This is a genomic window from Caldalkalibacillus uzonensis, from assembly GCF_030814135.1.
GTDB classification, from domain to species: domain Bacteria; phylum Bacillota; class Bacilli; order Caldalkalibacillales; family Caldalkalibacillaceae; genus Caldalkalibacillus; species Caldalkalibacillus uzonensis.
The window spans coordinates 510,769-536,649 of sequence record NZ_JAUSUQ010000001.1; the positions used below are offsets into that span (position 1 = coordinate 510,769).

Genomic DNA, 25,881 nt, shown 5'->3' on the forward strand with positions numbered 1-25,881 from the left:
TTTTATCACAATCGTCTTCGTTTGGATAGTTGGCTGGGGCGTGACGATTTAAAGTCGGAGTGACTTACCCCGATTGATCATCCATGTCGTGCTGCCCTGCTTCGTAGGAAATGGAGTAGCCCACAAACAGCCCATACAAAATAAAAATACATAACAAGACGATATTGGTTTGCCAGCCCAGTTGCTGAACAGATTTCAATCCTGGAATTAAAGGATGCAAGCCTAAAAAAATGATCATCCATAACGCCACCCCGAACCAGATACCTGCCCATGGTGTCTCCATGTTGCTAAACAAGAGATAATACAGCCAAGCGGGCAGGATAGATAACAGACCGATGAGGACGATTGCAGTCATATGCCCCCAAGGTCCTCTTAGCCACGGGATAGTGTAGTACCAGGGCCAAAACTGCCAGATGACAGCTGGACCAAATGGGATAAAGTTAAAAAAGTGACTGACATATGCTGTAAAAGCCCCCAACACGCCTCCAGCAAAACCGATGGTATAAATAAATCCTTGCGACTTTTGACGGCCTTCTTTCTCCATTTCAATCACCTCTGTACTTAGTATGGACTAAGCAGGAGGTAACATGCGGCTGTCCCCTGCCTTACAAAACAAAAAGGGATGAACCCTGCCTATGTCCTGCTCATACACTAGGATGACAGAAACTGATGAATGAGTAGGAAAGGAGTTTACCCATGCCCCGCTATATCGTCAAACTGAGAAAGGGCAGCTTAGGGCACTGCTGCTCTGTTCTGAATAATAAGGGAAAAGATTACCTTCTTTTAAAGCACATCAATGCCCTCTGTCTCTCCGCTTCCGGACAAGGGGATCTATTCGAGTTATTGGGAGCAGAACATATTGTACGAATCGATGAGGATGCCACTGTATCACTGATTAACACCACCGAAACAAAGGTAAACCAAGAAACTCCGGACCGTCTGTGGGGTTTACTGCGTATCGGCGCCACCTTCAGCGGTATTCCCAGACGGTATCCTCACCCCAAAGTGGCAGTGATTGATACAGGCATCGATGCTCATCCTTATTTGCGGCTTTCCAAGAAAGTCGTAAACTTTTCCGATGAAAAAAGGGCAAAAGACAGGCACGGTCACGGCACTCATCTGGCAGGTATCATCGCCGGCTTCTCTCCGGTGCGCAACAAAAAGAATGCCAAACGATTTCATGGTGTTTTTCCCCGTTTGCCCCTGGTTAACGTGAAGGCGTTCAACAAAGGAGGTACGTCCACAATATCGCGAATCATTCTTGCCTTGGAGTGGTGTATCGCTGAAAATATACGCCTGGTCAATATGAGCTTCGGCTTGGACCAGAACCATCCCGCTCTATATGAGGCGATCCAAGCTTGTGCTGACAAGGGGATGTTAATGACAGCAGCCAGCGGCAATGGCGGGCGCCCCGGTCTTAAATATCCGGCCCGCTACCGGGAAGTGATTGCCGTCGGTTCCATCAACCACGATGATCAAGTATCTCATTTCAGTCAATTCGGAACAGATCTGGATGTGGTTGCCCCCGGGGAAGAGATCTGCTCCACCTGGCGTAATGGCCGCTTTAACATCCTCTCAGGCACATCAATGGCCTGTGCCCATGTCACCGGCACCATTGCCCTGATGCTGGCTTTAAAGCCGGACCTGACAACAGCAGAGATTCGCCACATCCTTTCTGCAACATGCGAACGCCTGCCCACGTCCTTTCTGCTGCAAGGGAATGGTCTGATTAACATCAAACGGATGGTCCAGCATGTCAAGGAGTAGCCAGCACCCTTCCTTTCATGTAAAATGGTATTAAACAGTGATTTTAAAGGTGGCATGGACACAGTGAACACAAAAAACAAACCGCAATACGGAGGACAAGCGATTGTAGAAGGCGTCATGTTTGCTGGAAGGAAAGTATATGTCAGCGCCATTCGCCGTAAAGATGGCCGTATAGATTTCTTGGAAGTGGAAAGAACTGAAAGAGAATGGATCAAACCCTTAAAAAAAATTCCCTTTATCCGAGGAAATGTAGCCTTGATTGAAGCAGCAGCCAATGGGAGCAAACACTTAAACTTTTCCAGCGAGCGTTACGATGTTGATCCCCAAGATGATGACAAACTTGTTGGGGCACAGGACTCCAAACTGACCATGATTCTGGGTGTCGCTCTCATTGGCGTGCTTTCCTTTGCTTTGAGCAAAATCATTTTCACTGCTATACCAGCTATTATGGCCCACTCCCTGTTCAGAACCTGGTTTCCGGGACATATTGAGCAAAACCTGATCGAGGGCTTCATTAAAACCTTACTGCTCTTGGGCTATATTTATATCATCTCCCTGACACCTCTGGTAAAGCGTCTGTTTCAATACCATGGGGCGGAACATAAGGTCATCAACTGTTTCGAACAAAACAAACCTCTGACAGTTGATAACGTACAGGCTTGTTCACGGCTTCATTACCGTTGTGGAAGCAGCTTTATCCTGTTTACCGTTATCATCGGTGTCTTTATTTATTTGTTTGTCCCCTCAGAACCACTGTGGGAGCGGATTGTGTATCGTTTGGCGCTTATCCCTGTTGTCATTGGTGTTGCTTATGAAGTGTTGCAACTAACCAACAAATGCCGGTCCATTCCGTTTCTGAAATATTTGGGTTATCCGGGGTTAGCCGTTCAGTTGCTCACAACGAAAAATCCAACCAATGATCAAGTGGAAGTGGCCATCGCCTCTTTTAAGCGGATGCTGGACAGGGAGCAGGCCCTGAACCCTAAGTCCCCTGAACAAGTTAAACAACACGTGTCTTAAACTTAACTTATTCTTACACACTAACCTATAAGTAACGGGTGGTGATGATGGTGCGTCAAACCTGGCGTCTATTTCGACAACTTAAACAACCACTTTTCGTCTTTTTAATCTGCTTGGCCGCCTTCGGACTGATCTACCGCCTAGTTGCAGATCCCTTGGGTCTGGCCTCAAGCGCTGTAGTCCTTGGCTTGGTCCTTTTCGCTTTTTATGGCATCTACCGTTATGTTTCCAGGCAAACCAAGCCCAAACATCACCACCGTTCTCTCGTGTCTGGCCCTTTTGCCCTAAACAAGCAAGACCATAAAACAACTCTGATGTCAAACAAAGGGGGAACCATGAAGAGAAAAGCGAAACGAAAGCGAGAAAATTATCCATTTAAAGTGATTGAAGGTAAGAAAGACAAAAAGAAAAGACCCTTTTCCTCATAGGTCTTTCTGGCCCGCCGGCGGCAAACCTGCCTCGCTGTTATGGGTTAACTCTCCTTTTTGCCTTGGCATCTAATGGACACCTGGCCCCGCCGGTAGCGATAGATATAGGTTGTAAAACTCCACTGATCAAAAAAGCGCCGCGCTTCCTCTCGTCCCAAACGGACGAGTTTTTGTTTTTCTTCCGGAATCAGGTAAAAATCTGTGGCTTTAATGTTTTCAACTTGAATAAAGATGGTACGCACAGCATCCCGCTCTTCAATATGACGGCGGTCATGGGCTTCCAACATGGTCGTGACGATTGCTTTGAACATGCTGAACGGACCTGAAATATCCATTGGCTGATACGTGTCAATCCCTCTCAAACGGTAGCCAAATGTTGGCCAGCGGGGGCCCTGTTCCGAATCAAAGATCCACACGGGATAGTTGCTTAACAGTCCTCCATCAACAATATAGACTTTTTTCTTATGCTGTTTTAAAATCACAGGCTGAAAAAAATAAGGAATAGAGCAGCTCATTCTAACCGCTCTAGCAATCGTAAATACAGCAGGGTCGAGACCATATAAAGGAAGATCATCCGGAATAATCATGATCCGGCCATTGGTAATGTCAGAAGCAATAATTTTCAATTTTCCCTCAGGTACATCCCCAAAACAACAAATCCCTTTCTTGTTTAACTTGTCTGTCATCCATTCCTCAAGACCGGCTGTATTGTACATTCCATTGCGGAACAAAATATTCAGGCCCTTCCCGACCCCCGGCAGATGTCCAATCCAACCCGATTGTAAAAATGCAGGAAATGACAACTCATCTAGCAGGGCTTCTATTTCTTTTCCATTATAACCTGCTGCAAGCAGGGCAGCCATAATGGATCCGGCCGATGTTCCGGCTACACGTTGAAACTGGTAGCCTCTTTCTTCCGTTTCCCGAATGGCTCCAATAAAGGCAATCCCTTTCACCCCGCCACCTTCAAACACTGCATCACATTTGAGCAAGTGGCCACCTCCTATCACTCACCGCCCCATTTACCATTATATGATGATTATAGCTAACATGATGACATTAGTGCCACCATCAAAAAAGCATCACATGTCTCAGACATCTGATGCTTTCTCTTCATTCTCCTGTTCATCCTTTTGCTTAAGCATTAACAGGTCTTCCAGGCGTTTAGGATCTTCCTGAAAGTATTGAACCAGGTATTCAATACACATGATGGAATCCCTGCTGAGATGATGTTCAATGCCTTCCACGTCTTTATAAATATTTTCTTCAGGCACACCAATCATTTGCAAAAATTCTTCCAGCAATGTGTGCCGGTCCACCAGCCGTTTGCCGATCTTTTTGCCTTTTGGTGTCAAGATGAGTCCTCTGTATTTTTCATAAACGAGATATTTGTTTTGATCCAACTTCTGGACCATTTTTGTCACTGACGAGGGGTGAACTTTTAAAGCTTCGGCAATATCAGAAACCCGGGCGTATCCTTTCTCTTCAATTAAAGAATAGATTTGCTCCAAGTAATCTTCCATGCTTGGTGTTGGCACCTTTCGTTCCCCCCTCACAATTTACACAGAACACTTCTAATCCTCATGTTGCATTACTGATAATACACTTAATCCTGTTGAAAAACAAGCCCTATCATGTAAAATACTCAATTTTGGCCTGGGGAAAGTACTGATCAATCTGCTCCCGGATAAAGGTGTTCAAATCTTGTGCTTGCTCATCACGATACACATATTTTCCCCGGCCATACCGTCCCCATTTGTATTTTCGCTCTTCTTCCTTCATGTCCAGTTTTGTTTTGGGATATCGTTCCAAAATGATCCGTTTGGCTGCTTTGGTAAAGCGGTGCATGATCAATTCAAAGGTCAGATCATGGACGTCTGTATCCGCTAAAGCGCTGGATAGACGGCGTAACAATGAAGCATAGCCGTTCTGCCACGCCTCATAGCGCATAATGGGAGCAATGACAAATCCCAGGGGATATCCAGCCCGGGCCACTTTTTTGGCCGCCTCAATTCGGTCGGCCAAAGCAGAGGTGCCCGGTTCAAAATGCTTAATCACATAGTCAGCATTGATACTGAAGCGGAAACGGGTATGTTGGTTATGATTCGCCTTTAACAAATGATCCACATGATGATATTTAGTGACAAATCTGAGCCTTCCGTATCGCTGCCGGCCCATAAACTCGATTGTTTTAAACAAAGTGTGTGTGAGATGGTCAATGCCGACAATATCAGATGTGCATGCTGCTTCGAACCGGGTGATTTCAGGCTCCCGCTCCTTAATATACGCCTCGGCTTGTTTTAATATCTCATCTACGTTGACATAGACACGAATATAAGGTTTAGCGCCCATGGTGGTTTGTAAATAACAGTAATGGCAGTGCCCCATACATCCTGTGGCCAAAGGAATGGCATATTCAGCCGAGGGTTTAGATGTGTCAAAGGTTAAGGTTTTGCGTACGCCGACAACAAGCGTGCGTTTCGCATTTTTGTAAGCTTGTAAAGGAGTGTCCCCTGGTATACCCCGGACCTGGTTGTGGGAGGTGGTCATCTGAATAGGTATTCCCTTTGTTTGAAAGCGTTGATACAACTGTTGTCCCAAAGGATAATCCAGTGCCTGAGGCTCAAAAAATACAAATTGGGGCTCAAAAGCGGGAATTGAGGGAGATCTTCCTCTGGATTGCCTCTCTTCCCTGGATACATTTCCCTGCTGCCGCTGTGCTGTTCTCATGGATTTCAACCTCATCTCACTTTTTTCCTTATTGTTCAACGGAGTAAAGGAGCTATACCTTGCAATCAGCGTAAGATGAGGTAAATGATAGCAAAACGAGAGTTCGCCCCAGGGGGCACTCTCGTTTGACTGTACCTTATCCTGTATTTTGAGCCCTTCATAGTTAAGGTAGTACTATGCTATGTCCGGCAGGCGATGCTTGTCACGATAGATACCCAGGAAATTATTTTTTGGGCCCCATAAACATTTTGATCATGGCTTGCATTTCTTCCATTGATGGGTTATTTCTAACCAGAAAATGGACAATTTGATCTTCTTTCTCTTTTGATACCGGTACTCCTGCTAAAGCGGCCACTTGAGCAATCAGTTCCCGTACTTTTCTCTCGTCCTGAAGGTCTTGCGGACTGACTTTGCTGGCTAAAGATTTTAACTCTTTTTCTGATACATTGGTTTTCTTTTCCACTTGATTAAAAAACTTGTCAGAGCCTTTTCCTTTTGTCACCAGATACCCTCCCTCACAAATGTCTCATCATATCTTATGTCAAGGGAGTAGGCATGGTGAGGTTTATGTTTCAGAAATATAACGATTCAAATCCTCAAAAAACCGGGATTCCATTTCATGAGTCCGGCCACGTCCCATGAGATCGTCCACAGCCTGACGGGGCGGTTTTCCTTTAAAGAGTACATGGTGCAGCTCTGCAGTAATCGGCATCTCCACTTGCCAGGCTTGGGAAATTTGGTAGGCCGCCTTTGTGGTACGAACACCTTCCACCACCATGCCCATGGACGCTAAAACCTCATCCAACGGTTTCCCCTGGCCAATCGCATAACCACAGCGCCAGTTGCGGGAATGACGGCTGGTACAAGTGACGATCAGATCACCCACGCCAGCCAAACCGGCAAAGGTCAAAGGATGGGCGCCCATTTGAACACCCAGGCGGGCAATTTCAGTCAGCCCTCTGGTCATCAAGGCGGCTTTGGCATTATCACCGTAACCTAAACCGTCGGACAACCCGGCTCCCAAAGCTATAATATTTTTTAAAGCCCCTCCGATTTCAACCCCTAACATATCGGTATTGGTATAGACACGAAAATGCTGATTGATAAACAGGTCCTGGACTTCTTCCGCCTGCTTGAGGTCGGAGCCGGCGACGACCACAGTGGTCGGGGAGCGCCGGCTCACCTCCTCGGCATGGCTGGGTCCTGACAAAACAACAAGGCCTCTGCGCTTAGACTCAGGAACCTCTTCAGCGATCATTTCCGACACACGCTTATGTGTATCAGGTTCCAGTCCTTTAGATGAATGGATTATCAGCGGACGATGATTGAGCTCCTTGATCATTTCCCTCAGAGCCGGCCGGATGGCTGCTGTAGGCAGCACAATAAGAACATACTCAGCTCCCTTTAGCACCTGGCTGTATGAAGAGTAGGCCACAATATTCTCAGGCAGGGTGATGTCAGGCAAATAGCGTGTATTGGTATGCTGCTGGTTAATTTCATCCACCAGTTCCTGTCGGCGGGCGTACATGGCCACCTCACAACCGTTATCGGCCAAAACAATCGCCAGTGCGGTTCCCCAACTTCCTGCTCCAATGACGGCAACTTTACTCATGCTTTTCCCCCTAACTTGTTTTCTTGACCGCGGATGAGACGAACAATATTGGAGCGGTGCCTGATATAAGACAAGACCATAATCACACCAGCCCCCAAGATATATTCTGTGGGATAGATAAGTGCTGTGAAACGGTCAAGGATAAAAATCATCAGGGGCAACAGGGTGACAAAGATTAATGAGCCAAAAGATACATAACGAAAAAGAGCAATGGCTGAGATGGCAATAATACCAGCCAACAGACCAGGCACAAAGGTTAACACAGCAACGACGCCAATGGTGGTCGCTACGCCTTTACCACCCTTAAAACCAAAAAAGGCGGGCCAATTGTGACCAATAATGGCCGCTAAACCAGCCAGAACGGGCCATAGTGGGTCAGTAGTGAGCCACAATGCCAAGAGAACAGCTAAACTCCCCTTTAAGGCATCCAACAGTAATACCAGTACGGCCGGCCCCACTCCCAAAACACGCAGTGTATTAGTGGCCCCTGCATTTTTGGAGCCATGTTCCCGGATATCGATTCCGGCTAATTTACGGCTGACAATATAGCTGAAACTGATGGACCCTAAACCATAACTCAAGATAACCAGAAATAAAGGCAAAATGAACGTATCCATATCTCCTCTCCTAGCTCCCCCTATTTTTGACGAATGAAGATGCGGATCGGTGTCCCTTGGTAAGGGAACGCTTCCCGGATTTTATTAATTAAATAGCGTTCATAGGAAAAATGCATCAGTTCAGGATCGTTAACAAACAACACAAATGTGGGCGGCTTGACACTGACCTGGGTGCCATATTTAATTTTCAAACGGCGGCCTTTATAAGTGGGCGGCGGATTTAAGGTAACGGCATCCATCAACAGATCATTTAAAACATGGGTCGGGATTCTCAAGGCATGCTGCTCGGCTACCTCTTGCACTTTGGGCAAAATGGTATGCATCCGCTGCTTTGTTTTGGCAGAGACAAAAAGGATCGGGGCGTAATCGATAAACTGGAAATGATCCCGGATTTGACGGGTGAACATGGTATGGGTACGTTCATCTTTGGTGATCGCATCCCATTTATTGACCACAATAATCATGCCCCTACCGGCTTCATGGGCATAGCCGGCAATCCGCTTGTCCTGTTCCCGTATGCCTTCTTCCGCATTTAACACCATGAGGACCACATCACAGCGCTCAATCGCTTTCATGGCTCTGAGCACACTGTACTTTTCGGTCTTTTCATACACCTTGCCCCGTTTGCGCATTCCCGCCGTATCAATTAAGACAAACGATTGGCCATCCCGTTCCAATAAGGTGTCGATGGCATCGCGGGTGGTTCCAGCCACATCGCTGACAATCACCCGTTCTTCCCCTAAAAGGGCGTTGACCAAAGATGATTTGCCCACATTAGGCCGCCCGATGACCGCAATGCGGATCACATCATCGTCATACTCCTCCTCCTCTTGCTCAGGAAACGATTCGGCCACTTTATCCAGCAAGTCGCCCAGCCCGGTTCCATGTGCACCTGAAATCGGTACCGGTTCACCAAACCCAAGGGCATAAAAATCATAAATGGCATCCCTTTGTTTAGGATTGTCCACTTTGTTGACAGCCACAACGACTGGCTTCTTTGTTTTGTACAAAATGCGGGCGATCTCCTCATCAGCTGGTGTCAGGCCTGTTTTGGCATCCACCATAAAAATAATGACATTGGCCTCATCAATGGCCAGCTCAGCCTGTTCCCGCACCTGTCTCAATATCTGGTCTTCATCATCAAGTTCGATTCCGCCCGTATCAATAATGTTAAACTCATGATTCAGCCATCCGGCAGAACTGTACAGCCGGTCCCTGGTAACACCGGGTGTGTCTTCCACAATAGACACCCGTTCTCCCACAATACGGTTAAAAATCGTTGATTTACCCACATTGGGCCGGCCAACAATGGCGACAACCGGTTTAGCCATCTCAAAACCACAACCTTTCCACAACCATGAAGCTCACGCATTCATCTTTTCTATCATAAGCCGATTTGAGACGACAATCAACTCTTTCTGTCCCTTTCACCTGCTTTCTTTAAGTTTCACGTCTTCTTTTGTTTTATGCACCAGTTCCACCAATTGCTGATAGCTCTGCCTGATGCCCATGGCAGCCAGGGGGCGGCCAATCATCACCAAACCATAACGCCGGGAGAGGGCGCCGCCCAATTTGGCCAAGTTATTGATGGTGGACAGGGCTTCAACAAACTTAAAAGATTCTTCGTTGTAACCATTGAGCCGGATCATCTCCACAAGCAGCCGTTTCACGGTCTCGTGATGGCTCCCCATTCCTGCTGTGTAGACGGCATGCCCCATTTCGTCCCGCCCCTTAAAAAAAATATGGCCCAGCGAATCATTCCTGGCGAGGTCAAAATCAGGTAAAGCCAGTATCTCTTCCTTGCTTGGCACCCGGTCAGAAGGCAGCCGGCCCAAATGGATTGCCGCAGCGATAATGGAGGAATGAGCGCTCCCGTAGCAGTGATAAATAATATTCATCCCTGCCCTCCTCCTTCACAGTTTTCAAATCACAATCCAATTGGCCATGGAATCCCCGACTAAAGGCCAAAAATCAGCCAGAGCCTGTTTACAAATGGATTGAGCGTCTCCGACCGCCACCCAATAGACAAACTGGTTTGACTTATTTAAGCCAATGGGTACCAGCGTTCCATGCGGCAGTTTCAGATAAGAAGCCAATTGCTGGGGCCTGATTGCTTCACCATAAACTTCCTGCCAGGCTGCCTTCAGCTCTTTTTCTCCGTTCCCTGTTCCCAGGTACAGCTTATTCTTAACTGGCTTGTTTATCAATGGCGGACCACCACATATACTTCTGGATCGATCTGATGCCCCATGCCGCCTAAGATGCTTTCAAACATACGTATTTTTTGCTGAACTTCCTCCTCCGTTTGAAAAATAAAAATGGGGACACCACCGGTCACTTTTTCAGGATTGGTGGTCAGAACTGCCAAAACCTGCTTCTCAATCGTATTGCCCATGGTTATCTGCCTCCTTCTTTGGAACTGGCCTCAGATTCCGATGGGATGTGCACCGCATTCTCCAAAATCGGCACCTGGGAGATCACCCTAATGGCCCAGTCCATATCCTTGATCTGGGGGATGAAAAAAATGGCCACCCGCCCGTCATCCAGATTTCTGCGGCTAAGCGGCACCAGTGAAGGTTTATCATCATCCCGGTACACCCCTAATCCGACGGACAAATCATGCAAAACCGCTTGTCTTTGCCCCAGATTGGCCAAGGTCACCATACTGTCTATCGATTTTGGTTTTAAAATCACACCCAGCGCCTGCTTTTTAATCAACTCCCGGCTGTCCGCCAGTCCCACGTTCATAATATGGATATCATTAACAAATACATCAGGCCCCTCCAGGCGCACTTCAGCCGGTTCAATGTCGGCAATACTGTCCAGAAACTTGCCGCTCTTAAACCACAGGGCAATACCGACTCCCACGACGCCAACGATGAGACCCAGCCACCACTCGACCAGGGTTGTGGCCAACGTGGTGGCGGAGGCAATGATAATCGTCATATAATTGCGTCCTTCGAAGGTTAAGGCGATGCCTTCAATATAGGTTTTCCCCCTTGAGACGAGTTCCATTTCATCCATCTTGGCTAATGTTTCCCGCTCCATGTTGCGTACTTCACGAAACTGCTGGGCAGCCAGAGCAAGAAAGGTGATGGCAGTATACTCCTGTTCCAAAAGCGCAGGGATGGCAATACTCCCCAAACCAGCGGCGATGAAGCCCAAAGTGAGATGAATGATCATCCCGTGAGGCTGAGTAGGATATTGCCGGTAATCATTTTTTAATAATAACATCCGTCCGCCAAAGCCAAAGAGGACCCCTAAAATGACAGGTACAGCATATTGTTCCACTGCTTACCCCTCCTCTTTCCACTGCGAAAGGATCAATTTGTGCAAATACCGATATCCTTTTATCCCATACCTGACACTGAAGGCGACACCCGTAACCAGGCACAGTCCCATGGCCAGCTGATCTCTGAAAGCTGCATCACCCACTTGGGCGTAGTCCACATACTGTAAGAGAAACAATTTGTGCAACAATTCACCCAAAATCATGCCACTGGCCATCATCAACCACAGATGAGGCAAGTGCAAGGTGGTCAGTAATAATAACAAGGAAAAAAAAACAGGAAACAAATAGAAGGGAGGCAGAACCATTAATACAGGATCCCACAGGAACAGTTGATGGCTGACCGCATATAACACCCCTAAAAACAGGATGACGGCCACCATTTGCATCATAAATCCTGATTTATCCCGCCACAGCCTGTAGCCACAAATGAGAGCAGTCATCAAAATGTTGACATTCATGGCATATTGACTGGCAGACGGCAGAGACACATACCATCCTTGGGTTACAAGCTGAGCAACTAACAGAATAATAACACCTTTATGTATCACAGATTTCCAGGGATGAGCGGCCCACAAAAAATCAAGCCAGCGTGTGGCAGCCAATATAAGCAGGATCCAAATCACAATCATATAAAAGTATCCGTCATTCATTTCACGTTCCTCCGCCTGTCTACCTCCTCGTATTCAGTATGGCTTATTTTGAGGATTTTTAAGCATTTAAAAACCCACTGCTCCTAAATAGAGCAATGGGTAGACTGACTCATCCCTTATTGCTTCAGTTTTTTCAGCTGGTCTCCGATCAGGTCGCCCAGTGTCACACCGGCAGACTGATTTTGTTTTGCTGTGAAGGCTTGGACTTCTTCACTTCGTCTTTCATCCTGCAGCTCTCTAATGCTTAAACTGATGCGTTCCTCTTCTGGGTTGACATCCAGAACTTTGGCTTCAACTTCCTGGCCTTCTTTCAGTACTTCACCTGGAGAACCAATACGGCGGTTGGCAATTTGGGAGATATGCACCAGCCCTTCAACTCCGGGCAAAAGTTCCACAAAGGCACCAAAAGGCGCCAAGCGCTTGACCACACCTTTGACTGTATCACCGGCTTTAATTTCATCAGCCGCTTTTTGCCACGGGCTGGGTTGGGCCGCCTTGATGCTCAAGCTGACCTTTTGCTTCTCCGGATCCACTTTCAAAACTTTAACTTTAACTGTGTCCCCCTCTTTCACAACTTCTTCCGGAGTTTCCACGTGATGCCAGGCCATTTCGGAAATATGCACCAAGCCATCCACACCACCGATGTCAACAAATGCGCCAAATGATGTTAAACGAGACACGGTCCCCTCCAATTCTTCTCCAACTTCCAGCTGTTGTAAACGGGCTTCTTTAGCCTTGGCTTCCTCTTCCTCCAGGACGGCACGCTGAGACAAGATGACTTTGTTCTTGTCACGGTCAAGTTCAATCACTTTGACGCGCAAGAGTTTGCCCACATAATCACTGAAATCCTCCACAAAGTGACGTTCCACCTGGGAAGCGGGAATAAAACCGCGCAAGCCGACGTCAACGACCAACCCACCTTTGACAACTTCAGCCACGGTAACCTCAAATACCTCTCCTGACTGGTATTTTTCTTCCAACTCGGTCCAGGCCTGTTCACTGACTGCACGCCGCTTGGAGACAACGACTTCATCTTCAGTCAGTTTGATGATAACAGCCTCGATTTCATCTCCTTCTTTAAGTACATCGCCCACTTTGTCGATATGTACGTTGGAGATTTCACCAATAGGCAAGATAGCATCTATTTTATAGCCGAAGTCAATCAGCGCATGCTTTTCCTTTACTTTTGTTACCGTGCCCTTGACGCGATCTCCTTCTTCAATCTGCTGTACCTCCACGTTGTTTTGCATCTCTTCCACCATAATTAAAATCCTCCTTCTACTGTCGAGCTTCCATCATTATAACTATACACCATTTCCAAAACTTCTGCCATTATGATCAGAAGTTTTGGGCTGGTGCTGGTCTAAAAGCCGCTGAATACCGTTCATAATTCTTTCTGTGGCCAATGTTGCCTCCTGTTTCGTTACTTTTTCGCTGCGCAGGTCATCAATGCTGACAGGAGGCCCGTAAACAATCTTTACTTTGCGGAAAAGCCGGTAAGGGCCGATGATGGCCACAGGTATCACGGTACAGGGCTCCTTTAAGGCCAAAAAACCAGACCCAGTAAACGCTTTCCCAAGCTGTCCGGTTTTGGACCTGGTCCCTTCGGGAAAAATGACGACAACTTTTTCTTCCTGCAAACGGGAAAGTGCCGTGCGGATCGCCCTTTTATCCGATGCACCCCTCTTGACGGGAAAAGCACCCAGATAGCGTAACAGCTGGGCTAAAAGAGGGATTTTAAACAACTCCTGCTTGGCCATAAAGTTCACTCTTCGCTCAAGAGGAATGCCTACCAGCGGGGGATCCCAGTTACTGATGTGGTTGGCACATAATAGCACTGCACCACGCCGGGGAATGTGCTTAAGACCTACTGCTTCATAACGAAACAAAATACGGTACAGGCAGTGCAGTATAAAACGGCATAACGAATAGATCATAACGGTTATACTCCTTGTTTGCTGTTTTGATAAACAATCTTCAGAATGCGGTTGACCACCTCATCAATGGAAAGGCCAGTGGTGTCTACTGTCACGGCATCCGCAGCTTTTTTCAGGGGGGCTGTTTCCCGGTTTTTGTCCTTCCTATCTCTGTCACGAATCTCTTGTTTAATCTCTCTCAGGGAAGCTTTATGTCCCTTGGTCAACAATTCTTCATAACGGCGCCGGGCGCGCTCTTCTATGGAAGCAGTGAGATAAATTTTAACCTCCGCATCAGGAATAACATGAGTGCCAATATCCCGGCCATCCATCACCACGTTTCCCTTGGCCGCCATCTCTTTCTGCAACTGTACCATCGCTTCCCTCACCTGTTGGTGGCTGGCTACTTCAGAAACAAGGTTGGTCACGTCACGGGTCCTGATCTCCGCAGTAATATCCTGGTTATTCAGCATCACTTTCAGAGTTCCCGATTCCACCTTAAGTTCAAGGTTGCATTGGTTTAGCAAGCGGAGAAGCGCCTCCCCTGAAGAGATATCCACGTTGGCCTGCAACGCTTTCCAGGTAAGGGCCCTGTACATGGCACCGGTATCCACATACAGATAGCCCAATTGATCAGCAACTTTTTTGGCCACTGTGCTTTTTCCAGCTCCGGCTGGACCATCTATCGCGATCTTCATGTTGTCCGATCCTTTCCCCTCTTTGTCCAAAACAAAAAGCAGGAGAACCCTGCCAGCATTTTAAACACTAAAATCATACCATACCATTAACGGCGTTGCAATGTTGCTCTTATCTCAATCTGATCTTCCCGAAAGACCCCCTCATAGCGCACCGCTTTATTAACCAGTTCCTGGTGTTCTTCTTTACTCAGAATAAAAGCTTGGGCCAAGACAAGGCTGATCATGAGACAGATGATAATGAGCAGCAGCAAACGTTCCATTTGCTGGGCCAAAGGGACAAAGTAACCATAGATACGTTGCCGTAATGGATCGGAGGGGTACGACGTATATGTAAAGCGGTCATTTAACTGAGAATGTGAGTCCTTCATGCTTTTCCACCTTTTACAATGAATATCATACTCGTTTTAACTATGCTCTAGTTTTGACCACTTTCCCGTTTTCATACCTTCCGGGGTGAGAAGATCCTTTAGGGTGTATCCAGTTCTTTTTTACGCAGCTCCAGCTGGCGCTGAAAACAATAACGGATAATTTGCTGCCTTCCCTGTTCAGCAATCTCAGTAAAAGCCAGTGAATATTTATATGGCAATCCTTTGTCCTCCGGCGGTATGACCCGCTTTACAACAGCCCGGCCGGAAACGGATGAACCATTCATGGACGGAAGAAAAAGCTCCCATTTGACCTCATCCTCCACTTGCAGCTGTTGTTCACCAGCTAATACAAAAGCCATTCCCCCACCGCTTAAATCTACTGTTGTGGCTGATAAGGGGTGTGTCTGGTCATCATGTACATAAAGCTGGACATCGGCATGACAGGGGACCCGAAAAAACTGGCGCTGCTGTATGCGTACAATCGTTTCAGGATTGGGGTGAGTAAGCAGTGTCAAGGGAATACGCTCCATTTTGCGGCCTGCCACTTGGCTGACAAATTGATACCGCAACTGGTCTCTGCCAGTAAACCATACATCAAGTTCTGTTCCCTGAGGAAAGAACCCCAGGCCTTCACCTCCCTTGCGCATGGGGATCTCAATACAGATATGCCGCTCTTTCAAATCAACAATCCGGGCTTTATATGTTTCGGGTTCATCTTCTGAACGGGGCTGCATAAATAACATATCCCCCACTTTGTACGGATAAGCCAATGTTTCTCCCTCCCTCACTTTATTATACCAAAATAAGCACAAGGACCTGCTACTAATGTAGCAGATCCTTGTGTTGTTAGTTCTAGACGATGGGTTCCGCCCGCTTCATTTTTTCCACTTTCTCTTCCCGTCCGTTTTCAGCATTGATAAATATCCGGTACGTCTCATTTTCAATGGTACCCAAAAGTTCATAACACAGCTGGTACTCACCGGCGTCCAGTTCTACCACGCTGAGATGCTCCTCCATCACCTTCAGATTGCCATTCACATTTTTTTTGGCTTCTTCAAGCGTAATCTTTGGTTCCGAAATGTGATAGTCAGCCTGATGGTTCAACACATAGCCCAGCGCTTCATAACCGATAATATCTCCATTATCCAAGGCTACTTTAACCCGGATGAGATCCGGGTAGATCCTAATCTCGTCCTCTACCCGGACGAAATCAAAAATACCCACATTGTCATATTGGTCTGATTCAACGGCCACCATAGATGTAATATCTCGTTGTTCCAGAAAATCCAGTGCCTTTTGCTGGGCATCATACAGCCCAATTTCAGTTTGTTCAATATCCCGGCTGTCCAAGAACCACAGAATGTGTCCGCCTTTTTTGGAGACATCGACCGTTACCGTACTGTCCCGTTCCGGATGATCAAAACGGAGCTTGTACGTCTCAACTTCCCGGCCCCCCGCTTCTTCTACTTTGGCATCCAGATCCCCTTTTAGGCCTAAGAAAGCTTGAACTTTTTTTAGCGCTTCATTTTTGGATATTTCCTGTCCTTTAATGAGTTTGCCCTTCTGGGATTGAATTTCAGTATACTTTGGCTCTTCCGCGCCCCACTCTGTTTCGATATACCCTTCCACCTGTTTGTTTAACGTTTCGATGCCATCCAAAATATCCTTGGAGAGCTCCGTGTTCTCAGAGGCAACGGCCAACTCCACGTCCATCCAGCGCAAATTTTGACTGATGACTTTGCTTTGCAGGTTTCTCAGTTCCTTTTGTACTTCATGAGCTTGGGCATGGAGGTTTTTCAGCCTTTTCCACTCCTTGTCCGTCAGTGGTTCAGCTGCCAGGTCTCTCATGCCGATATCATAGGTAAAATCAGCAATTTTGGCCAAAAATTGATCTGTTTTATGAAAGGGGGTCAATGTTAAAGGCAACTGTCCAAGATTGGATTGGGCTGAATAGGCCAAACGCCAAATGTTGGCCATGCACGGGGCCAGCAAATCTCTGGAGTTCATCGCCAAAGCCTTGCCCAGTTCATCTTCCAAATTAGACAGGTTGTTATTTAAGTCATGGAACGCCCGCTGATAATTGTTCTCTGCTTTAATCAAAACGGAGTTTTTATCCTGATGCTCCTGGTAGCCCCAGTAGGCTGTCCCAGCCAGGGCTACCGTTAATAACAGCACGAAGGCGATTTTGATGAGTCGTGCAACAACCACGCTGCCCACTCCTTTCTACTTTAAGAATATATGCTTCCCGATTTGTATGGACTGATCTCTCTGCTCTCCATAGCGTTCCCACATCCACGGGGCTCTGGCCGTAGCAGGGTTAAAGTAATACACAACACCACCGGTCGGATCCCAACCATTAATGGCATCCATCACAGCCCTTCTGGCCGTTTCATTCGGTTCCAGCCAGATTTGCCCATCCATTACAGCCGTAAAGGCCAGCGGCTCAAAAATCACACCAGATACGGTATTGGGAAATTCTGGACTGCGCACCCGGTTCAAAATGACGGCAGCCACAGCCACTTGTCCTTCATACGGTTCCCCGCGGGCTTCACCGTAAACGGCATTGGCCATTAATCTAATGTCATTTTCACTGAACCCTTGGGGGATATTCACCGCCTGTTCCAGCTGCCCCACTTGCCCTTCAGCCGGGGGCGCCTCAGGTGGAGCTGGCTGAGCAGGTGTTTCAGCAGGTGGGCGCGGGGCCCGTTCAGCTTCAGGTTGTCTCGGTTGTTCGGCAGGCTCTTTTGCTCTGGGGGGTTCCTTACCATGAGTGCCTGGGGGAACCCATTTAACTTTGTCCAAATTGCCAGGATCCCGCTGGCCGGGAGGGGCCAACCCCTCCGGTCCTTCCTTTGGACCGAAATGACGGGGGTTCTCACCTTGTGCCAATTTGCCATACACATAATCCTTGTCAAATTCGGTCACAGCGAGCAATTTTTCTTTCATTTGATTGCCGACAAGTCCATCAATATCCAAGCCGAAATCATGCTGGAAATTACGCACAGCCCAGTATGTTTCCCAGCCAAATACGCCGTTAATACGTCCTTTATAGTAACCGATATACTGTAATCTCGCTTGTAACTCGATGACGTCATCTCCTGTGGCCCCCCGTTGAATCACCTGGGGACTAAAAGCAGAAGCTGGTGTATGGGGAATAAATAGGCTGATAAGTAAAGCTGCGGTCACTAAACATAAGGTCCCAGCTTTCAATTGCCTCGTTCGTCTGTGCATACCATGATGTACCTCCCTCATGTCATTTAACGTTGTAATCGTATTTTTCTACTTTCCCAGTTTATTTATGCAAAAAAGAGGAAAGAATCCATCACCTTGGATTCCCTCCTCTTCCATTGGTCGCGTTTATGGATCCAGTTCAGGCCGAACCGAAAAGCGCCGCTCGTTATCACAAAGGCAGCGTTTAAAACCGGTTCCGTAGTAACGGTCATCTACATTTTTACGTCCCCGCAAGGTAAACTGTTCTCCACACACCTCACAGGTGATACGCACTCTCACTTTGTCTTTACTCATTCCTGCCTCCCAGATCTCAGTTGTTTATCCCATCTGAGCTAATTATAGTCTCCCCTGGCTGGTGACCGTTTAAAACGGAAGAAATAGCCATTCTCTGTAAAGCAAAGGGATTGTGCTATAATAACGTTGAGATCAAACAAGCGGAGGAATAGAGATGTCCAAGAAAAAGATTCTTGTTATCCATACTGGCGGAACCATCGCCATGTCGCAAGATGAATCCAGCGGGGCAGTTGTCCCGGTGTCAGAAAATCCCTTAAACCCTGTGCACGACATTTTAGAACAATATGCCCACATCCAAGTGGACAACTATCTCAATCTGCCTTCTCCCCATATCACACCACAACTCATGTTGGAACTGGCTCAAAAAATAAAAGCCGAACTGATTGAGTACCATTGGGACGGTGTTGTTGTCACCCACGGCACGGACACATTGGAAGAAACAGCGTATATGCTTGATTTGCTCCTTGACAGAGATGAGCCTGTGGTTGTCACTGGTGCCATGCGCTCCAGCAACGAATTAAGTGCCGACGGCCCCCTTAACCTGGTGCAATCCGTTCGCGTGGCTGCCAGCGAGGAGGCTAAAGGTAAAGGGGTGCTGGTGGTATTTAATGATGAAATTCACACAGCTAAAAATGTAACCAAAACCCATACCAGCAACATCAGTACGTTCCAATCACCCCAATACGGTCCCATCGGCATGACCACCAAACATGGCATTTATTTTCATCACACTCCCATCAGGCGTGACCATTATGAGATAAAAAGGCTGTCCAAAAAGGTGATTTTGCTGAAGGCCGTAGCCGGAATGGAAGCAGACTGGGTGGAACAAATCGCGGATTCCGATGCAGACGGCTTGGTCTTCGAAGCTTTTGGTCAGGGAAATTTGCCCCTCTCAGTCCTGCCAGCTGTTGAAAAGATAATCAGGAAAGGCATTCCTGTGGTTATGGTCTCCCGCTGTTTCAACGGAATCGTGGAGGGCTTATATGGTTATAAAGGAGGGGGGAAACAGCTCAAAGAGATGGGCGTGATTTTTTCCAATGGTTTAAACGGTCCCAAAGCCCGCCTCAAATTGATGGTGGCTTTGGAGCTGACCACTGACCGCGAGGAACTGCAAGACATCTTTCTCCGTTAAGAAATAGGGTATAGAGCCGGATAAAAAAACAGGATTGTCCCGTAACATGGCATGTCGGAACAACCCTGTTTTTATTTCTGCTTCTGTCAAACTACACCCAGCCCCTGAAGCGGGATGCCTCAGCCAGCTTGCGCACCCCGACCATGTAGGCAGCCAGACGCATGTTCACCTTTCGCACACGGGCGGTCTGGTACACATTTTCAAACGCTTTGACCATGATCTCTTCCAAACGTCGCTCCACTTCTTCTTCAGACCAATAATAGCCCTGATTGTTTTGTACCCATTCGAAATAAGAAACAGTCACTCCGCCAGCACTGGCCAGTACATCTGGAACGATCAAAACATCTCTTTCTGTCAGAATTTTTGTCGCTTCAAGTGTAGTCGGACCATTAGCGGCTTCCACCACGATTTTGGCTTTGATGTTATGGGCGTTCTTGGCTGTAATTTGATTTTCAATGGCTGCAGGAACCAGAATGTCACACTCCAGTTCCAACAATTCTTCATTGGTAATCGTATCTTTAAACAAATTAGTGACTGTACCAAATGAGTCCCGCCGGTCCAGCAAATAATCAATATCCAAACCTTCAGGATTGTATAAGGCACCATGAGCATCCGAAATACCAATCACCTTTGCCCCGGCATCATGCATAAATTTGGCCAGGAATCCTCCCGCGTTTCCAAACCCTTGGATTACGACACGGGAATCTTCCAGGCGGATCCCTTTTTTCTTGGCCGCCTCCCGGATGCAGATGGTCACTCCTTTGGCTGTGGCTGACTCTCTGCCGTGAGAGCCTCCCAGCACAAGCGGTTTCCCGGTAATAAAGCCCGGAGAATCAAATTCTCTGATCCGGGAGTATTCATCCATCATCCAAGCCATAATCTGCGAGTTGGTAAACACATCAGGCGCTGGTATGTCTTTGGTTGGCCCCACAATTTGACTGATGGCCCTCACATATCCCCGGCTTAAGCGTTCCAGTTCACGGAAAGACATTTTACGGGGATCACACACAATTCCGCCTTTTCCTCCTCCATATGGCAAGTCAACAATCCCGGCTTTCAAACTCATCCATATAGAAAGCGCTTTCACCTCATCCTCAGTAACCTCGGGGTGAAAACGAATGCCCCCTTTAGTCGGACCAACGGCATCATTATGCTGAGCCCGGTAACCAGTAAATACCTTGACAGAACCGTCATCCATCCGCACCGGAATCCGTACGGTCAGCATGCGGATTGGCTCTTTCATCAGTTCATAAACTTGCTCGGGGTAACCGAGCTTATCCAATGCTTCTTTAATGACCAGTTGTGTTGAATGTAACACATTTAAACTTTCTTCAGCGTGTTTGGATTCTTCAGTTTTGTCTCCCATTTACTACTCCCACCTCGTCCTCAATGTCAATCTTCACACATAGTATACACCTTCCTCAGGTGCCTTTAAAGATTTTTTTAACAAAAACAGCTGACATTTTCCATGCAAAACCCCTTTTCCAGCTGGAAAAGGGGCAGCAGCTTGACGGAACCTTACGGTTTAAAATATTGGCATAAGGTTGCGATGGCCCGCTCGCCGATGATGACAGTGCCATATTCGTTCAAAACGTACTTGCTCTCTGTGGACGGTTCCCCAAATTCAGACAACAAGGCGATCAACAGTTCATACACTTTATCCTCAACAAACAGATCTTCAAAAAGTAAATAATAGCGGTCATTATACTTATACAGCTTACCGTCTCCTTCAAGGAATGGGGCCAGTTTATGAGCAACCTGGATACAATCATCCAGTTCCCTGAAGACAAACAATATATCTTCGCTTTCGTCTAAAGTCACTTCCAGTTCGTAAAAATCCTGTATATCTTCATGATCTTCCTCGGCAAGCATCGCTCCCCGCCCGCGGGTGACGATGACAACCATTCCTTGAGCAGGTAAGGAATGAACCTCAACGGCAACAGGTCCGTTCACTTCAAAGTCCAGTTCCTGGTACGCCTGATGCATCATGTCATTAAACAGTTCATGGACTTTAGGAATATCCTGCCAAATATCTTCTTTGTTAATCCCCCGTTCCATAAGATCATCAAAGGTGAGAAAAATGCGAATCTTATCCTGGTTGAGGCGCTCCAATTTCATCGGTGAACCCCCTTACCTTCCCTTTATATACTATATGAATGTGGCCGTATTTACGTTCAATCTCTCTCATGTTCCTCCACATTTAGGCTGAGCCATCTTGCTTTATTTAATACTTTATCACAACCTCTCTCATTAGGGAACAGGATTTGTCTTCCTCTTGTGTGAAAGATCACTCTCTCAGCACAATCATTTTTTTCTTTCTCCTCAGATAATAAACAACCAGTTCATATACACCAAAAACAGCAGTCAAGATCAAAGCAGGATAGCCAAAGAAAAACAGGGCACGGACATGAGCGAGAGCCAATAAAGCGGCCAAAAGCAGCATCTGAATTGGCCACTGGCGGATGAGGAAAGCGATTTTACATTCATAGATGATCTTGCGCCACAAAACCAGAGCTAAGCACAAAAAGCAAACCAGCAGAAAAAAACCGCTCAGATAGTGAAAAGGACGATAAAACAAGGCGGTGATAAAGTCTCCTAACAAAGCCATATCCAGCTCGCTTAATGTCGGCCAGACACCCATTGCTGCTGAACTGGCGGCCCATGCCAATGCCAGCATGACCCAGTTCATCCATTGCTGCACGGTGATCCTCCTTATTGGTCATACTCTGTTAACTGAACAAAACAAGCCTATTTCACTTTATGCCCGCCTATTTCTAATTATCACATTCATCATAGCAGCCCATAAGAATATGATATAAAAGGCTAGCACCCTGAAGGAGGACCGAGCATGAAAAAAATTGTTTATCCTCAAGTTCCCTTAACACCATTCGGAGCGGTTAAACCGGCCCCCGCAGATACCTACCGGGAAAAATTTGACATTTACACCGCCTTGCGCAAGGGCACGTTGTTCCCCTGGCTGTATGATCCGTATTATGATCCCTATCATCGTGCCGGTCAGGAGTGAAACCCTCCCACCTGGGCATACTCTGTCATTGGGCGGGGCTCATTTTAATATGGTGCGCTGCACATAATGAAACACCCCATCACAGACAAGGGGAGAAAAGCCCTGCCGTTCGGTGGGGTGTATATTTTTGGTACACAACACCGGACCGTAGGTATCTTCCCCGGTTATGTCGTCCGGTTCAAAATGGCTGATCGCAGCCACGTAAATATTCTTCACAAATGGAGCGGACCCGTCAGGCATGACTGTGTACTGCCCGACAAGCCATACACTGCTGGCCACCCCGCCAGTCTCCTCCTTCAACTCCCGTATCACGGCTTCAAGGGGGGTTTCCCCTTGCTCCACCTTTCCTCCCGGCCACTCCATACCCCGGGTTTTGTGGCGGGTAAACACCAATTGATTTTGATACAATGCCAGGGCAACAACGTGACCCGCCTGCTGATACTGCTTAGGAAACATGGCCAGCTCAACCTCATGACGATAAGCGCCTTGAAAACGGACCCGGACTTCTTTTCCCCACAAGATGAGGTTCATTTTTCTCTCCCTCGATCATGATTTTGCTTATTACGGGTGAACTGTTTCCCTTGAACATTAAGTCCCCCATTAACATCAATAATGCTGCCAGTAATGAAATCGGAATCCTCTTGCGCAAGAAAAGCCACCACCCGGGCGATATCTTCTCCCGACCCTGGACGCCCAACAGGAGCGAGGTTCATCTCATGTTCCCGGCGCACTTCGCTGATGGTCTGCTCCTTGTGTTGACCAACAATATCTCCCGGACAAACCATATTGACAGTAATACCATGGCCGCTCTCTTCCATGGCCAAACTTTTGGTCAGGGAAACCAGCCCTACCTTGGCAGCAGCAAAAGCGGCCCTGTGCACCCAAGCGATCGCTTCATGGGCGTGGCTGAAGCCGAAATTGATAATCCGGCCCCATCCTTTTTGGCGCATCAACGGAATAGCCTCCCGGCACAGGTAAAACACCGCTGACAGATTGCCCTTAATCATCAGTTCCCATTCCTCATCTGTATAATCAACCAACTTTTTTCGCTCAAAAATATAAGGGCCGGCATTATTGACCAAGATGTCCAGGCTACCCAGTTTATCCACTGTTTCCCGTACGATCCGGACGCAATCTTCTTTGCACGATACATCGCCTTGCACCAACTCACAGCGAATGCCTTCCTGCTGCAGACGCTGTTGGAGCTGAACCGCCCGTTCCCGGCTGTGGCGGTAATTGATCATCACATCATTCCCTTGCATGGCAAGATGTTTAGCCGTCTGGAGGCCTAATCCACTAGCTCCTCCGGTAATGAGTGCAACGCGGCGCACACTGCTCACTCCTTTATCTGGATAAGCATTATTATAACAAACATTGCCACCACTTTTAAGGGAAAACAAGGTCAAGGCAGGAACCGAGATTTACCCCTGAAGGCTTGGGCGTAATCAGTCGCACGTTGGAGGGCCTTTTCTTCCAGGGGGATACGCACCGCGAGCAGGATCAATTTGAGCACGGTAAACAGACAAGCCGTTACATAAGCTTGAAACAACAGGGGCAAAGAGACAAACTCCAAGAGCACGACCACATAATTGGGATGGCGGATAAATCGGTACGGCCCGCGTGTGACCACCTTTGCCCCGGGAAGGACAATGATGCGTGTGTTCCAAAACCTACCCAAGGACAACAGGCACCATACACGCAGGCTCTGGGCCAGGCCAAACACCGCCAGTGGGAGGGGCCACCAGGAAGGCAACCCTGTGGACCAAAACAAAACTTCACTGATAAGAACCAGGAAAAAGCCCATATGAACCAGCACCATGTATTTGTAATGGCTGCGCCCCACTTCATAAGCACCCTGAGCAAACATCCACTTGGCATTGTGGGCAGCAATACCTAATTCCAGCACCCGCTCTATGATCACAAAGACAATAACAATCCAAAACAGTGTCACGGAGTCCTCATTCCTTCCTGCCACTGAACCAGCACCAGTTCTGAGCTGAAACCGGGGCCCAAAGCCGTGATAAGCCCGTAATCACCCGCTCGGGGCTCTTGCCTTAAAATACGTTCCAAAACAAACAGAACCGTTGCTGAAGACATGTTGCCATAGTTCTTTAAGACTTGCTGTGCCGCCCCGAATTTGGACATGGGGAAGTTTAAAGCCACACTGTAGGCCTCCAGCACCTTCCACCCCCCTGGATGGACGATCAAATGCTGGCATTGTTCCAACTTTAATTGGTAACGTTTAAGAAACCGTTCAATCATCGGTCTTAGCCAGTCCTTAATGACCAAAGGAATGCTTTTGGCAAAGACAACATAAAAGCCTTCGTTTTTGATATCCCAGCCCATCACATTTTCCGAATCAGGCATTAAGGCCGATTGGGTGCCGATGATCCATGGCACAGTTGGCATCGCGCATCTGTCAAGCAGGGGAGATTGATCGCCAGCCACCAAGACACAAGCCGTCCCATCGGCAAACAATGAGGTGCCAACCAAATTGCTCTTCGATTTATCCCGACGTTGAAACGTTAAACTGCACAACTCCACACTCAGTACCAGTACACTCTGTTCCGGGTGGGCTAAACAGTAATCATAAGCCCTGGCCAATCCAGCGGCTCCTCCCGCACACCCCAGTCCCCATATGGGAAGGCGTACCGTATAGGGAGAAAAAGGAAGCCGATTCATCATTCTGGCCTCAATCGTGGGTGTGGAAAGCCCTGAACTGGAAATAAACAGAATAGCATCTATCTCATCTACTGTCACATTCCTTTTTAAAAACCGCCGATCAGTAAGACACTGTTCCACCACCTCCACTCCCAGGCGAAGAGCCTCACTGATGTATCTGTCGTTTTTTTCCTGGAAGGAGCGCTCCTGCTTAAACCACTCTAAAGGCACACTGAAGTACCGCTCTTGAATATGGCTGTTCTCAAACACTTTCAGGTAACGTTCCAAATCGGCATAATCCTTATCAAACAACTCTTTGACAGTATTGATCACTTCTTCTTGGGACACGCGGTAAGGGGGATTCAAACAGTGGACGGACAAAATGGCAGGCATGTTCATCCTCCTTGACAAAGCCAGACCTGGATTGCAGATGCGTTATT

Annotated in this window: 33 protein-coding genes; 5 read left to right on the top strand and 28 right to left on the bottom strand. The window is 47.5% G+C overall.

Annotated features, from left to right (window positions below; translation table 11 throughout):
• Positions 1 to 64: 64 nt before the first annotated feature.
• Positions 65 to 544: a YqhR family membrane protein gene (locus J2S00_RS02620; protein WP_307335079.1), complete on the bottom strand. Its 480-nt coding sequence runs from the start codon at positions 542 to 544 to the stop codon at positions 65 to 67.
• 152 nt (positions 545 to 696) lie between these two features.
• On the opposite strand from J2S00_RS02620, the gene J2S00_RS02625 reads away from it, so the two are divergent.
• The 3 genes from J2S00_RS02625 (at position 697) to J2S00_RS02635 (ending at position 3,215) form a co-directional block, all read left to right on the top strand.
• Complete coding sequence (locus J2S00_RS02625; protein WP_307335081.1) at positions 697 to 1,767, top strand: S8 family peptidase; 1,071 nt, start codon at positions 697 to 699, stop codon at positions 1,765 to 1,767.
• A 117-nt stretch (positions 1,768 to 1,884) separates the two neighbouring features.
• Complete coding sequence (locus J2S00_RS02630) at positions 1,885 to 2,787, top strand: DUF1385 domain-containing protein (RefSeq protein ID WP_307335228.1); 903 nt, start codon at positions 1,885 to 1,887, stop codon at positions 2,785 to 2,787.
• Between the two features lie 50 nt (positions 2,788 to 2,837).
• On the top strand, positions 2,838 to 3,215 hold the full coding sequence (locus J2S00_RS02635) for an SA1362 family protein (RefSeq protein WP_307335082.1): 378 nt from the start codon (positions 2,838 to 2,840) through the stop codon (positions 3,213 to 3,215).
• A gap of 44 nt (positions 3,216 to 3,259) precedes the next feature.
• Here J2S00_RS02635 and J2S00_RS02640 read toward each other — a convergent pair whose 3' ends face one another.
• From J2S00_RS02640 to J2S00_RS02735, 20 genes are all read right to left on the bottom strand, one after another.
• A complete protein-coding gene (locus J2S00_RS02640) occupies positions 3,260 to 4,207 on the bottom strand; it encodes a patatin-like phospholipase family protein (RefSeq protein ID WP_307335083.1) in 948 nt (315 codons plus the stop codon).
• 99 nt (positions 4,208 to 4,306) lie between these two features.
• Positions 4,307 to 4,753 (bottom strand): transcriptional regulator MntR, encoded by a 447-nt coding sequence (gene mntR, locus J2S00_RS02645; protein ID WP_307335084.1) that lies wholly within the window; start codon positions 4,751 to 4,753, stop codon positions 4,307 to 4,309.
• Positions 4,754 to 4,847: 94 nt separating this feature from the next.
• Complete coding sequence (splB, locus tag J2S00_RS02650) at positions 4,848 to 5,873, bottom strand: spore photoproduct lyase (RefSeq protein ID WP_307335230.1); 1,026 nt, start codon at positions 5,871 to 5,873, stop codon at positions 4,848 to 4,850.
• Positions 5,874 to 6,168: 295 nt separating this feature from the next.
• On the bottom strand, positions 6,169 to 6,447 hold the full coding sequence (locus tag J2S00_RS02655) for a stage VI sporulation protein F (protein WP_307335086.1): 279 nt from the start codon (positions 6,445 to 6,447) through the stop codon (positions 6,169 to 6,171).
• Between the two features lie 63 nt (positions 6,448 to 6,510).
• Entirely contained in the window at positions 6,511 to 7,557 is a 1,047-nt protein-coding gene (locus J2S00_RS02660; protein ID WP_307335088.1) for an NAD(P)H-dependent glycerol-3-phosphate dehydrogenase, read from the bottom strand.
• Positions 7,554 to 8,174, bottom strand: a complete 621-nt coding sequence (gene plsY / locus J2S00_RS02665; protein ID WP_307335090.1) for a glycerol-3-phosphate 1-O-acyltransferase PlsY — start codon at positions 8,172 to 8,174, stop codon at positions 7,554 to 7,556. Before plsY ends, J2S00_RS02660 begins: the two co-directional genes overlap by 4 nt.
• 20 nt (positions 8,175 to 8,194) lie before the next feature.
• On the bottom strand, positions 8,195 to 9,505 hold the full coding sequence (gene der / locus J2S00_RS02670) for a ribosome biogenesis GTPase Der (RefSeq protein WP_307335092.1): 1,311 nt from the start codon (positions 9,503 to 9,505) through the stop codon (positions 8,195 to 8,197).
• Between the two features lie 96 nt (positions 9,506 to 9,601).
• The gene (locus J2S00_RS02675; protein WP_307335094.1) at positions 9,602 to 10,072 is read right to left on the bottom strand and encodes a DUF3189 family protein; all 471 of its coding nucleotides are present in this window, start codon (positions 10,070 to 10,072) and stop codon (positions 9,602 to 9,604) included.
• A gap of 24 nt (positions 10,073 to 10,096) precedes the next feature.
• The gene (locus J2S00_RS02680) at positions 10,097 to 10,381 is read right to left on the bottom strand and encodes a hypothetical protein (RefSeq protein ID WP_307335096.1); all 285 of its coding nucleotides are present in this window, start codon (positions 10,379 to 10,381) and stop codon (positions 10,097 to 10,099) included.
• Positions 10,378 to 10,569, bottom strand: coding sequence for a capping complex subunit for YIEGIA (locus J2S00_RS02685; RefSeq protein ID WP_307335097.1), 192 nt, complete (start codon positions 10,567 to 10,569; stop codon positions 10,378 to 10,380). The genes J2S00_RS02680 and J2S00_RS02685 overlap by 4 nt, the downstream gene beginning before the upstream one ends.
• Positions 10,570 to 10,571: 2 nt before the next feature.
• Positions 10,572 to 11,465 (bottom strand): YIEGIA family protein, encoded by an 894-nt coding sequence (locus J2S00_RS02690; RefSeq protein WP_307335099.1) that lies wholly within the window; start codon positions 11,463 to 11,465, stop codon positions 10,572 to 10,574.
• Between the two features lie 3 nt (positions 11,466 to 11,468).
• On the bottom strand, positions 11,469 to 12,116 hold the full coding sequence (locus J2S00_RS02695) for a YphA family membrane protein (protein WP_307335101.1): 648 nt from the start codon (positions 12,114 to 12,116) through the stop codon (positions 11,469 to 11,471).
• Positions 12,117 to 12,232: 116 nt separating this feature from the next.
• Positions 12,233 to 13,378 (bottom strand): 30S ribosomal protein S1, encoded by a 1,146-nt coding sequence (rpsA, locus tag J2S00_RS02700; RefSeq protein WP_307335103.1) that lies wholly within the window; start codon positions 13,376 to 13,378, stop codon positions 12,233 to 12,235.
• Positions 13,379 to 13,420: 42 nt separating this feature from the next.
• On the bottom strand, positions 13,421 to 14,053 hold the full coding sequence (locus tag J2S00_RS02705; protein WP_307335105.1) for a lysophospholipid acyltransferase family protein: 633 nt from the start codon (positions 14,051 to 14,053) through the stop codon (positions 13,421 to 13,423).
• Positions 14,054 to 14,058: 5 nt separating this feature from the next.
• A complete protein-coding gene (gene cmk / locus J2S00_RS02710) occupies positions 14,059 to 14,730 on the bottom strand; it encodes a (d)CMP kinase (protein ID WP_307335107.1) in 672 nt (223 codons plus the stop codon).
• An 86-nt stretch (positions 14,731 to 14,816) separates the two neighbouring features.
• Positions 14,817 to 15,098: a DUF5359 family protein gene (locus J2S00_RS02715; RefSeq protein WP_307335109.1), complete on the bottom strand. Its 282-nt coding sequence runs from the start codon at positions 15,096 to 15,098 to the stop codon at positions 14,817 to 14,819.
• Between the two features lie 98 nt (positions 15,099 to 15,196).
• The gene (locus tag J2S00_RS02720) at positions 15,197 to 15,868 is read right to left on the bottom strand and encodes a flagellar brake protein (protein WP_307335111.1); all 672 of its coding nucleotides are present in this window, start codon (positions 15,866 to 15,868) and stop codon (positions 15,197 to 15,199) included.
• An 82-nt stretch (positions 15,869 to 15,950) separates the two neighbouring features.
• Positions 15,951 to 17,306: a germination protein YpeB gene (ypeB, locus tag J2S00_RS02725; protein ID WP_307335113.1), complete on the bottom strand. Its 1,356-nt coding sequence runs from the start codon at positions 17,304 to 17,306 to the stop codon at positions 15,951 to 15,953.
• Positions 17,307 to 17,321: 15 nt separating this feature from the next.
• Positions 17,322 to 18,329 carry a spore cortex-lytic enzyme gene (gene sleB, locus J2S00_RS02730; protein WP_307335115.1) on the bottom strand — a complete coding sequence of 336 codons (1,008 nt, stop codon included), beginning with the start codon at positions 18,327 to 18,329 and terminating at the stop codon, positions 17,322 to 17,324.
• 126 nt (positions 18,330 to 18,455) lie between these two features.
• Complete coding sequence (locus J2S00_RS02735; protein WP_307335117.1) at positions 18,456 to 18,623, bottom strand: hypothetical protein; 168 nt, start codon at positions 18,621 to 18,623, stop codon at positions 18,456 to 18,458.
• Between the two features lie 154 nt (positions 18,624 to 18,777).
• On the opposite strand from J2S00_RS02735, the gene J2S00_RS02740 reads away from it, so the two are divergent.
• Positions 18,778 to 19,755, top strand: coding sequence for an asparaginase (locus tag J2S00_RS02740; RefSeq protein WP_307335118.1), 978 nt, complete (start codon positions 18,778 to 18,780; stop codon positions 19,753 to 19,755).
• A gap of 91 nt (positions 19,756 to 19,846) precedes the next feature.
• On the opposite strand, the gene J2S00_RS02745 is transcribed toward J2S00_RS02740, so the two are convergent.
• The 3 genes from J2S00_RS02745 to J2S00_RS02755 form a co-directional block, all read right to left on the bottom strand.
• Positions 19,847 to 21,121 (bottom strand): Glu/Leu/Phe/Val family dehydrogenase, encoded by a 1,275-nt coding sequence (locus J2S00_RS02745; protein WP_307335120.1) that lies wholly within the window; start codon positions 21,119 to 21,121, stop codon positions 19,847 to 19,849.
• A gap of 152 nt (positions 21,122 to 21,273) precedes the next feature.
• Positions 21,274 to 21,873, bottom strand: coding sequence for a genetic competence negative regulator (locus J2S00_RS02750; RefSeq protein ID WP_307335122.1), 600 nt, complete (start codon positions 21,871 to 21,873; stop codon positions 21,274 to 21,276).
• A gap of 169 nt (positions 21,874 to 22,042) precedes the next feature.
• A complete protein-coding gene (locus J2S00_RS02755) occupies positions 22,043 to 22,456 on the bottom strand; it encodes a hypothetical protein (protein ID WP_307335124.1) in 414 nt (137 codons plus the stop codon).
• Positions 22,457 to 22,603: 147 nt separating this feature from the next.
• Here J2S00_RS02755 and J2S00_RS02760 point away from each other — a divergent pair, with 147 nt between their 5' ends.
• A complete protein-coding gene (locus J2S00_RS02760; RefSeq protein WP_307335126.1) occupies positions 22,604 to 22,780 on the top strand; it encodes a spore coat associated protein CotJA in 177 nt (58 codons plus the stop codon).
• A gap of 39 nt (positions 22,781 to 22,819) precedes the next feature.
• Here the strand turns inward: J2S00_RS02760 and J2S00_RS02765 are convergent, their stop codons facing one another.
• From J2S00_RS02765 to J2S00_RS02780, 4 genes are all read right to left on the bottom strand, one after another.
• Positions 22,820 to 23,311 (bottom strand): NUDIX domain-containing protein, encoded by a 492-nt coding sequence (locus J2S00_RS02765; RefSeq protein WP_307335128.1) that lies wholly within the window; start codon positions 23,309 to 23,311, stop codon positions 22,820 to 22,822.
• On the bottom strand, positions 23,308 to 24,111 hold the full coding sequence (locus tag J2S00_RS02770; RefSeq protein ID WP_307335130.1) for an SDR family oxidoreductase: 804 nt from the start codon (positions 24,109 to 24,111) through the stop codon (positions 23,308 to 23,310). The genes J2S00_RS02765 and J2S00_RS02770 overlap by 4 nt, the downstream gene beginning before the upstream one ends.
• A 71-nt stretch (positions 24,112 to 24,182) precedes the next feature.
• Entirely contained in the window at positions 24,183 to 24,731 is a 549-nt protein-coding gene (locus J2S00_RS02775; RefSeq protein WP_307335132.1) for an isoprenylcysteine carboxyl methyltransferase family protein, read from the bottom strand.
• The gene (locus tag J2S00_RS02780) at positions 24,728 to 25,834 is read right to left on the bottom strand and encodes a type III polyketide synthase (protein WP_307335133.1); all 1,107 of its coding nucleotides are present in this window, start codon (positions 25,832 to 25,834) and stop codon (positions 24,728 to 24,730) included. The genes J2S00_RS02775 and J2S00_RS02780 overlap by 4 nt, the downstream gene beginning before the upstream one ends.
• Positions 25,835 to 25,881 lie beyond the last annotated feature (47 nt).

What these genes read in the sequence shown, in the direction of transcription:
- plsY (WP_307335090.1), bottom strand. Translation starts at nt 8,174, where the DNA reads ATGGATACGTTCATTTTGCCTTTATTTCTGGTTATCTTGAGTTATGGT.
- J2S00_RS02625 (WP_307335081.1), top strand. Translation starts at nt 697, where the DNA reads ATGCCCCGCTATATCGTCAAACTGAGAAAGGGCAGCTTAGGGCACTGC.
- J2S00_RS02760 (WP_307335126.1), top strand. Translation starts at nt 22,604, where the DNA reads ATGAAAAAAATTGTTTATCCTCAAGTTCCCTTAACACCATTCGGAGCG.
- J2S00_RS02765 (WP_307335128.1), bottom strand. Translation starts at nt 23,311, where the DNA reads ATGAACCTCATCTTGTGGGGAAAAGAAGTCCGGGTCCGTTTTCAAGGC.
- J2S00_RS02705 (WP_307335105.1), bottom strand. Translation starts at nt 14,053, where the DNA reads ATGATCTATTCGTTATGCCGTTTTATACTGCACTGCCTGTACCGTATT.
- J2S00_RS02750 (WP_307335122.1), bottom strand. Translation starts at nt 21,873, where the DNA reads ATGAAATTGGAGCGCCTCAACCAGGATAAGATTCGCATTTTTCTCACC.
- J2S00_RS02685 (WP_307335097.1), bottom strand. Translation starts at nt 10,569, where the DNA reads ATGGGCAATACGATTGAGAAGCAGGTTTTGGCAGTTCTGACCACCAAT.
- der (WP_307335092.1), bottom strand. Translation starts at nt 9,505, where the DNA reads ATGGCTAAACCGGTTGTCGCCATTGTTGGCCGGCCCAATGTGGGTAAA.
- cmk (WP_307335107.1), bottom strand. Translation starts at nt 14,730, where the DNA reads ATGAAGATCGCGATAGATGGTCCAGCCGGAGCTGGAAAAAGCACAGTG.
- J2S00_RS02675 (WP_307335094.1), bottom strand. Translation starts at nt 10,072, where the DNA reads ATGAATATTATTTATCACTGCTACGGGAGCGCTCATTCCTCCATTATC.
- J2S00_RS02745 (WP_307335120.1), bottom strand. Translation starts at nt 21,121, where the DNA reads ATGGGAGACAAAACTGAAGAATCCAAACACGCTGAAGAAAGTTTAAAT.
- J2S00_RS02630 (WP_307335228.1), top strand. Translation starts at nt 1,885, where the DNA reads ATGTTTGCTGGAAGGAAAGTATATGTCAGCGCCATTCGCCGTAAAGAT.
- J2S00_RS02740 (WP_307335118.1), top strand. Translation starts at nt 18,778, where the DNA reads ATGTCCAAGAAAAAGATTCTTGTTATCCATACTGGCGGAACCATCGCC.
- J2S00_RS02715 (WP_307335109.1), bottom strand. Translation starts at nt 15,098, where the DNA reads ATGAAGGACTCACATTCTCAGTTAAATGACCGCTTTACATATACGTCG.
- rpsA (WP_307335103.1), bottom strand. Translation starts at nt 13,378, where the DNA reads ATGGTGGAAGAGATGCAAAACAACGTGGAGGTACAGCAGATTGAAGAA.
- J2S00_RS02735 (WP_307335117.1), bottom strand. Translation starts at nt 18,623, where the DNA reads ATGAGTAAAGACAAAGTGAGAGTGCGTATCACCTGTGAGGTGTGTGGA.
- J2S00_RS02620 (WP_307335079.1), bottom strand. Translation starts at nt 544, where the DNA reads ATGGAGAAAGAAGGCCGTCAAAAGTCGCAAGGATTTATTTATACCATC.
- sleB (WP_307335115.1), bottom strand. Translation starts at nt 18,329, where the DNA reads ATGCACAGACGAACGAGGCAATTGAAAGCTGGGACCTTATGTTTAGTG.
- J2S00_RS02695 (WP_307335101.1), bottom strand. Translation starts at nt 12,116, where the DNA reads ATGAATGACGGATACTTTTATATGATTGTGATTTGGATCCTGCTTATA.
- J2S00_RS02780 (WP_307335133.1), bottom strand. Translation starts at nt 25,834, where the DNA reads ATGCCTGCCATTTTGTCCGTCCACTGTTTGAATCCCCCTTACCGCGTG.
- J2S00_RS02660 (WP_307335088.1), bottom strand. Translation starts at nt 7,557, where the DNA reads ATGAGTAAAGTTGCCGTCATTGGAGCAGGAAGTTGGGGAACCGCACTG.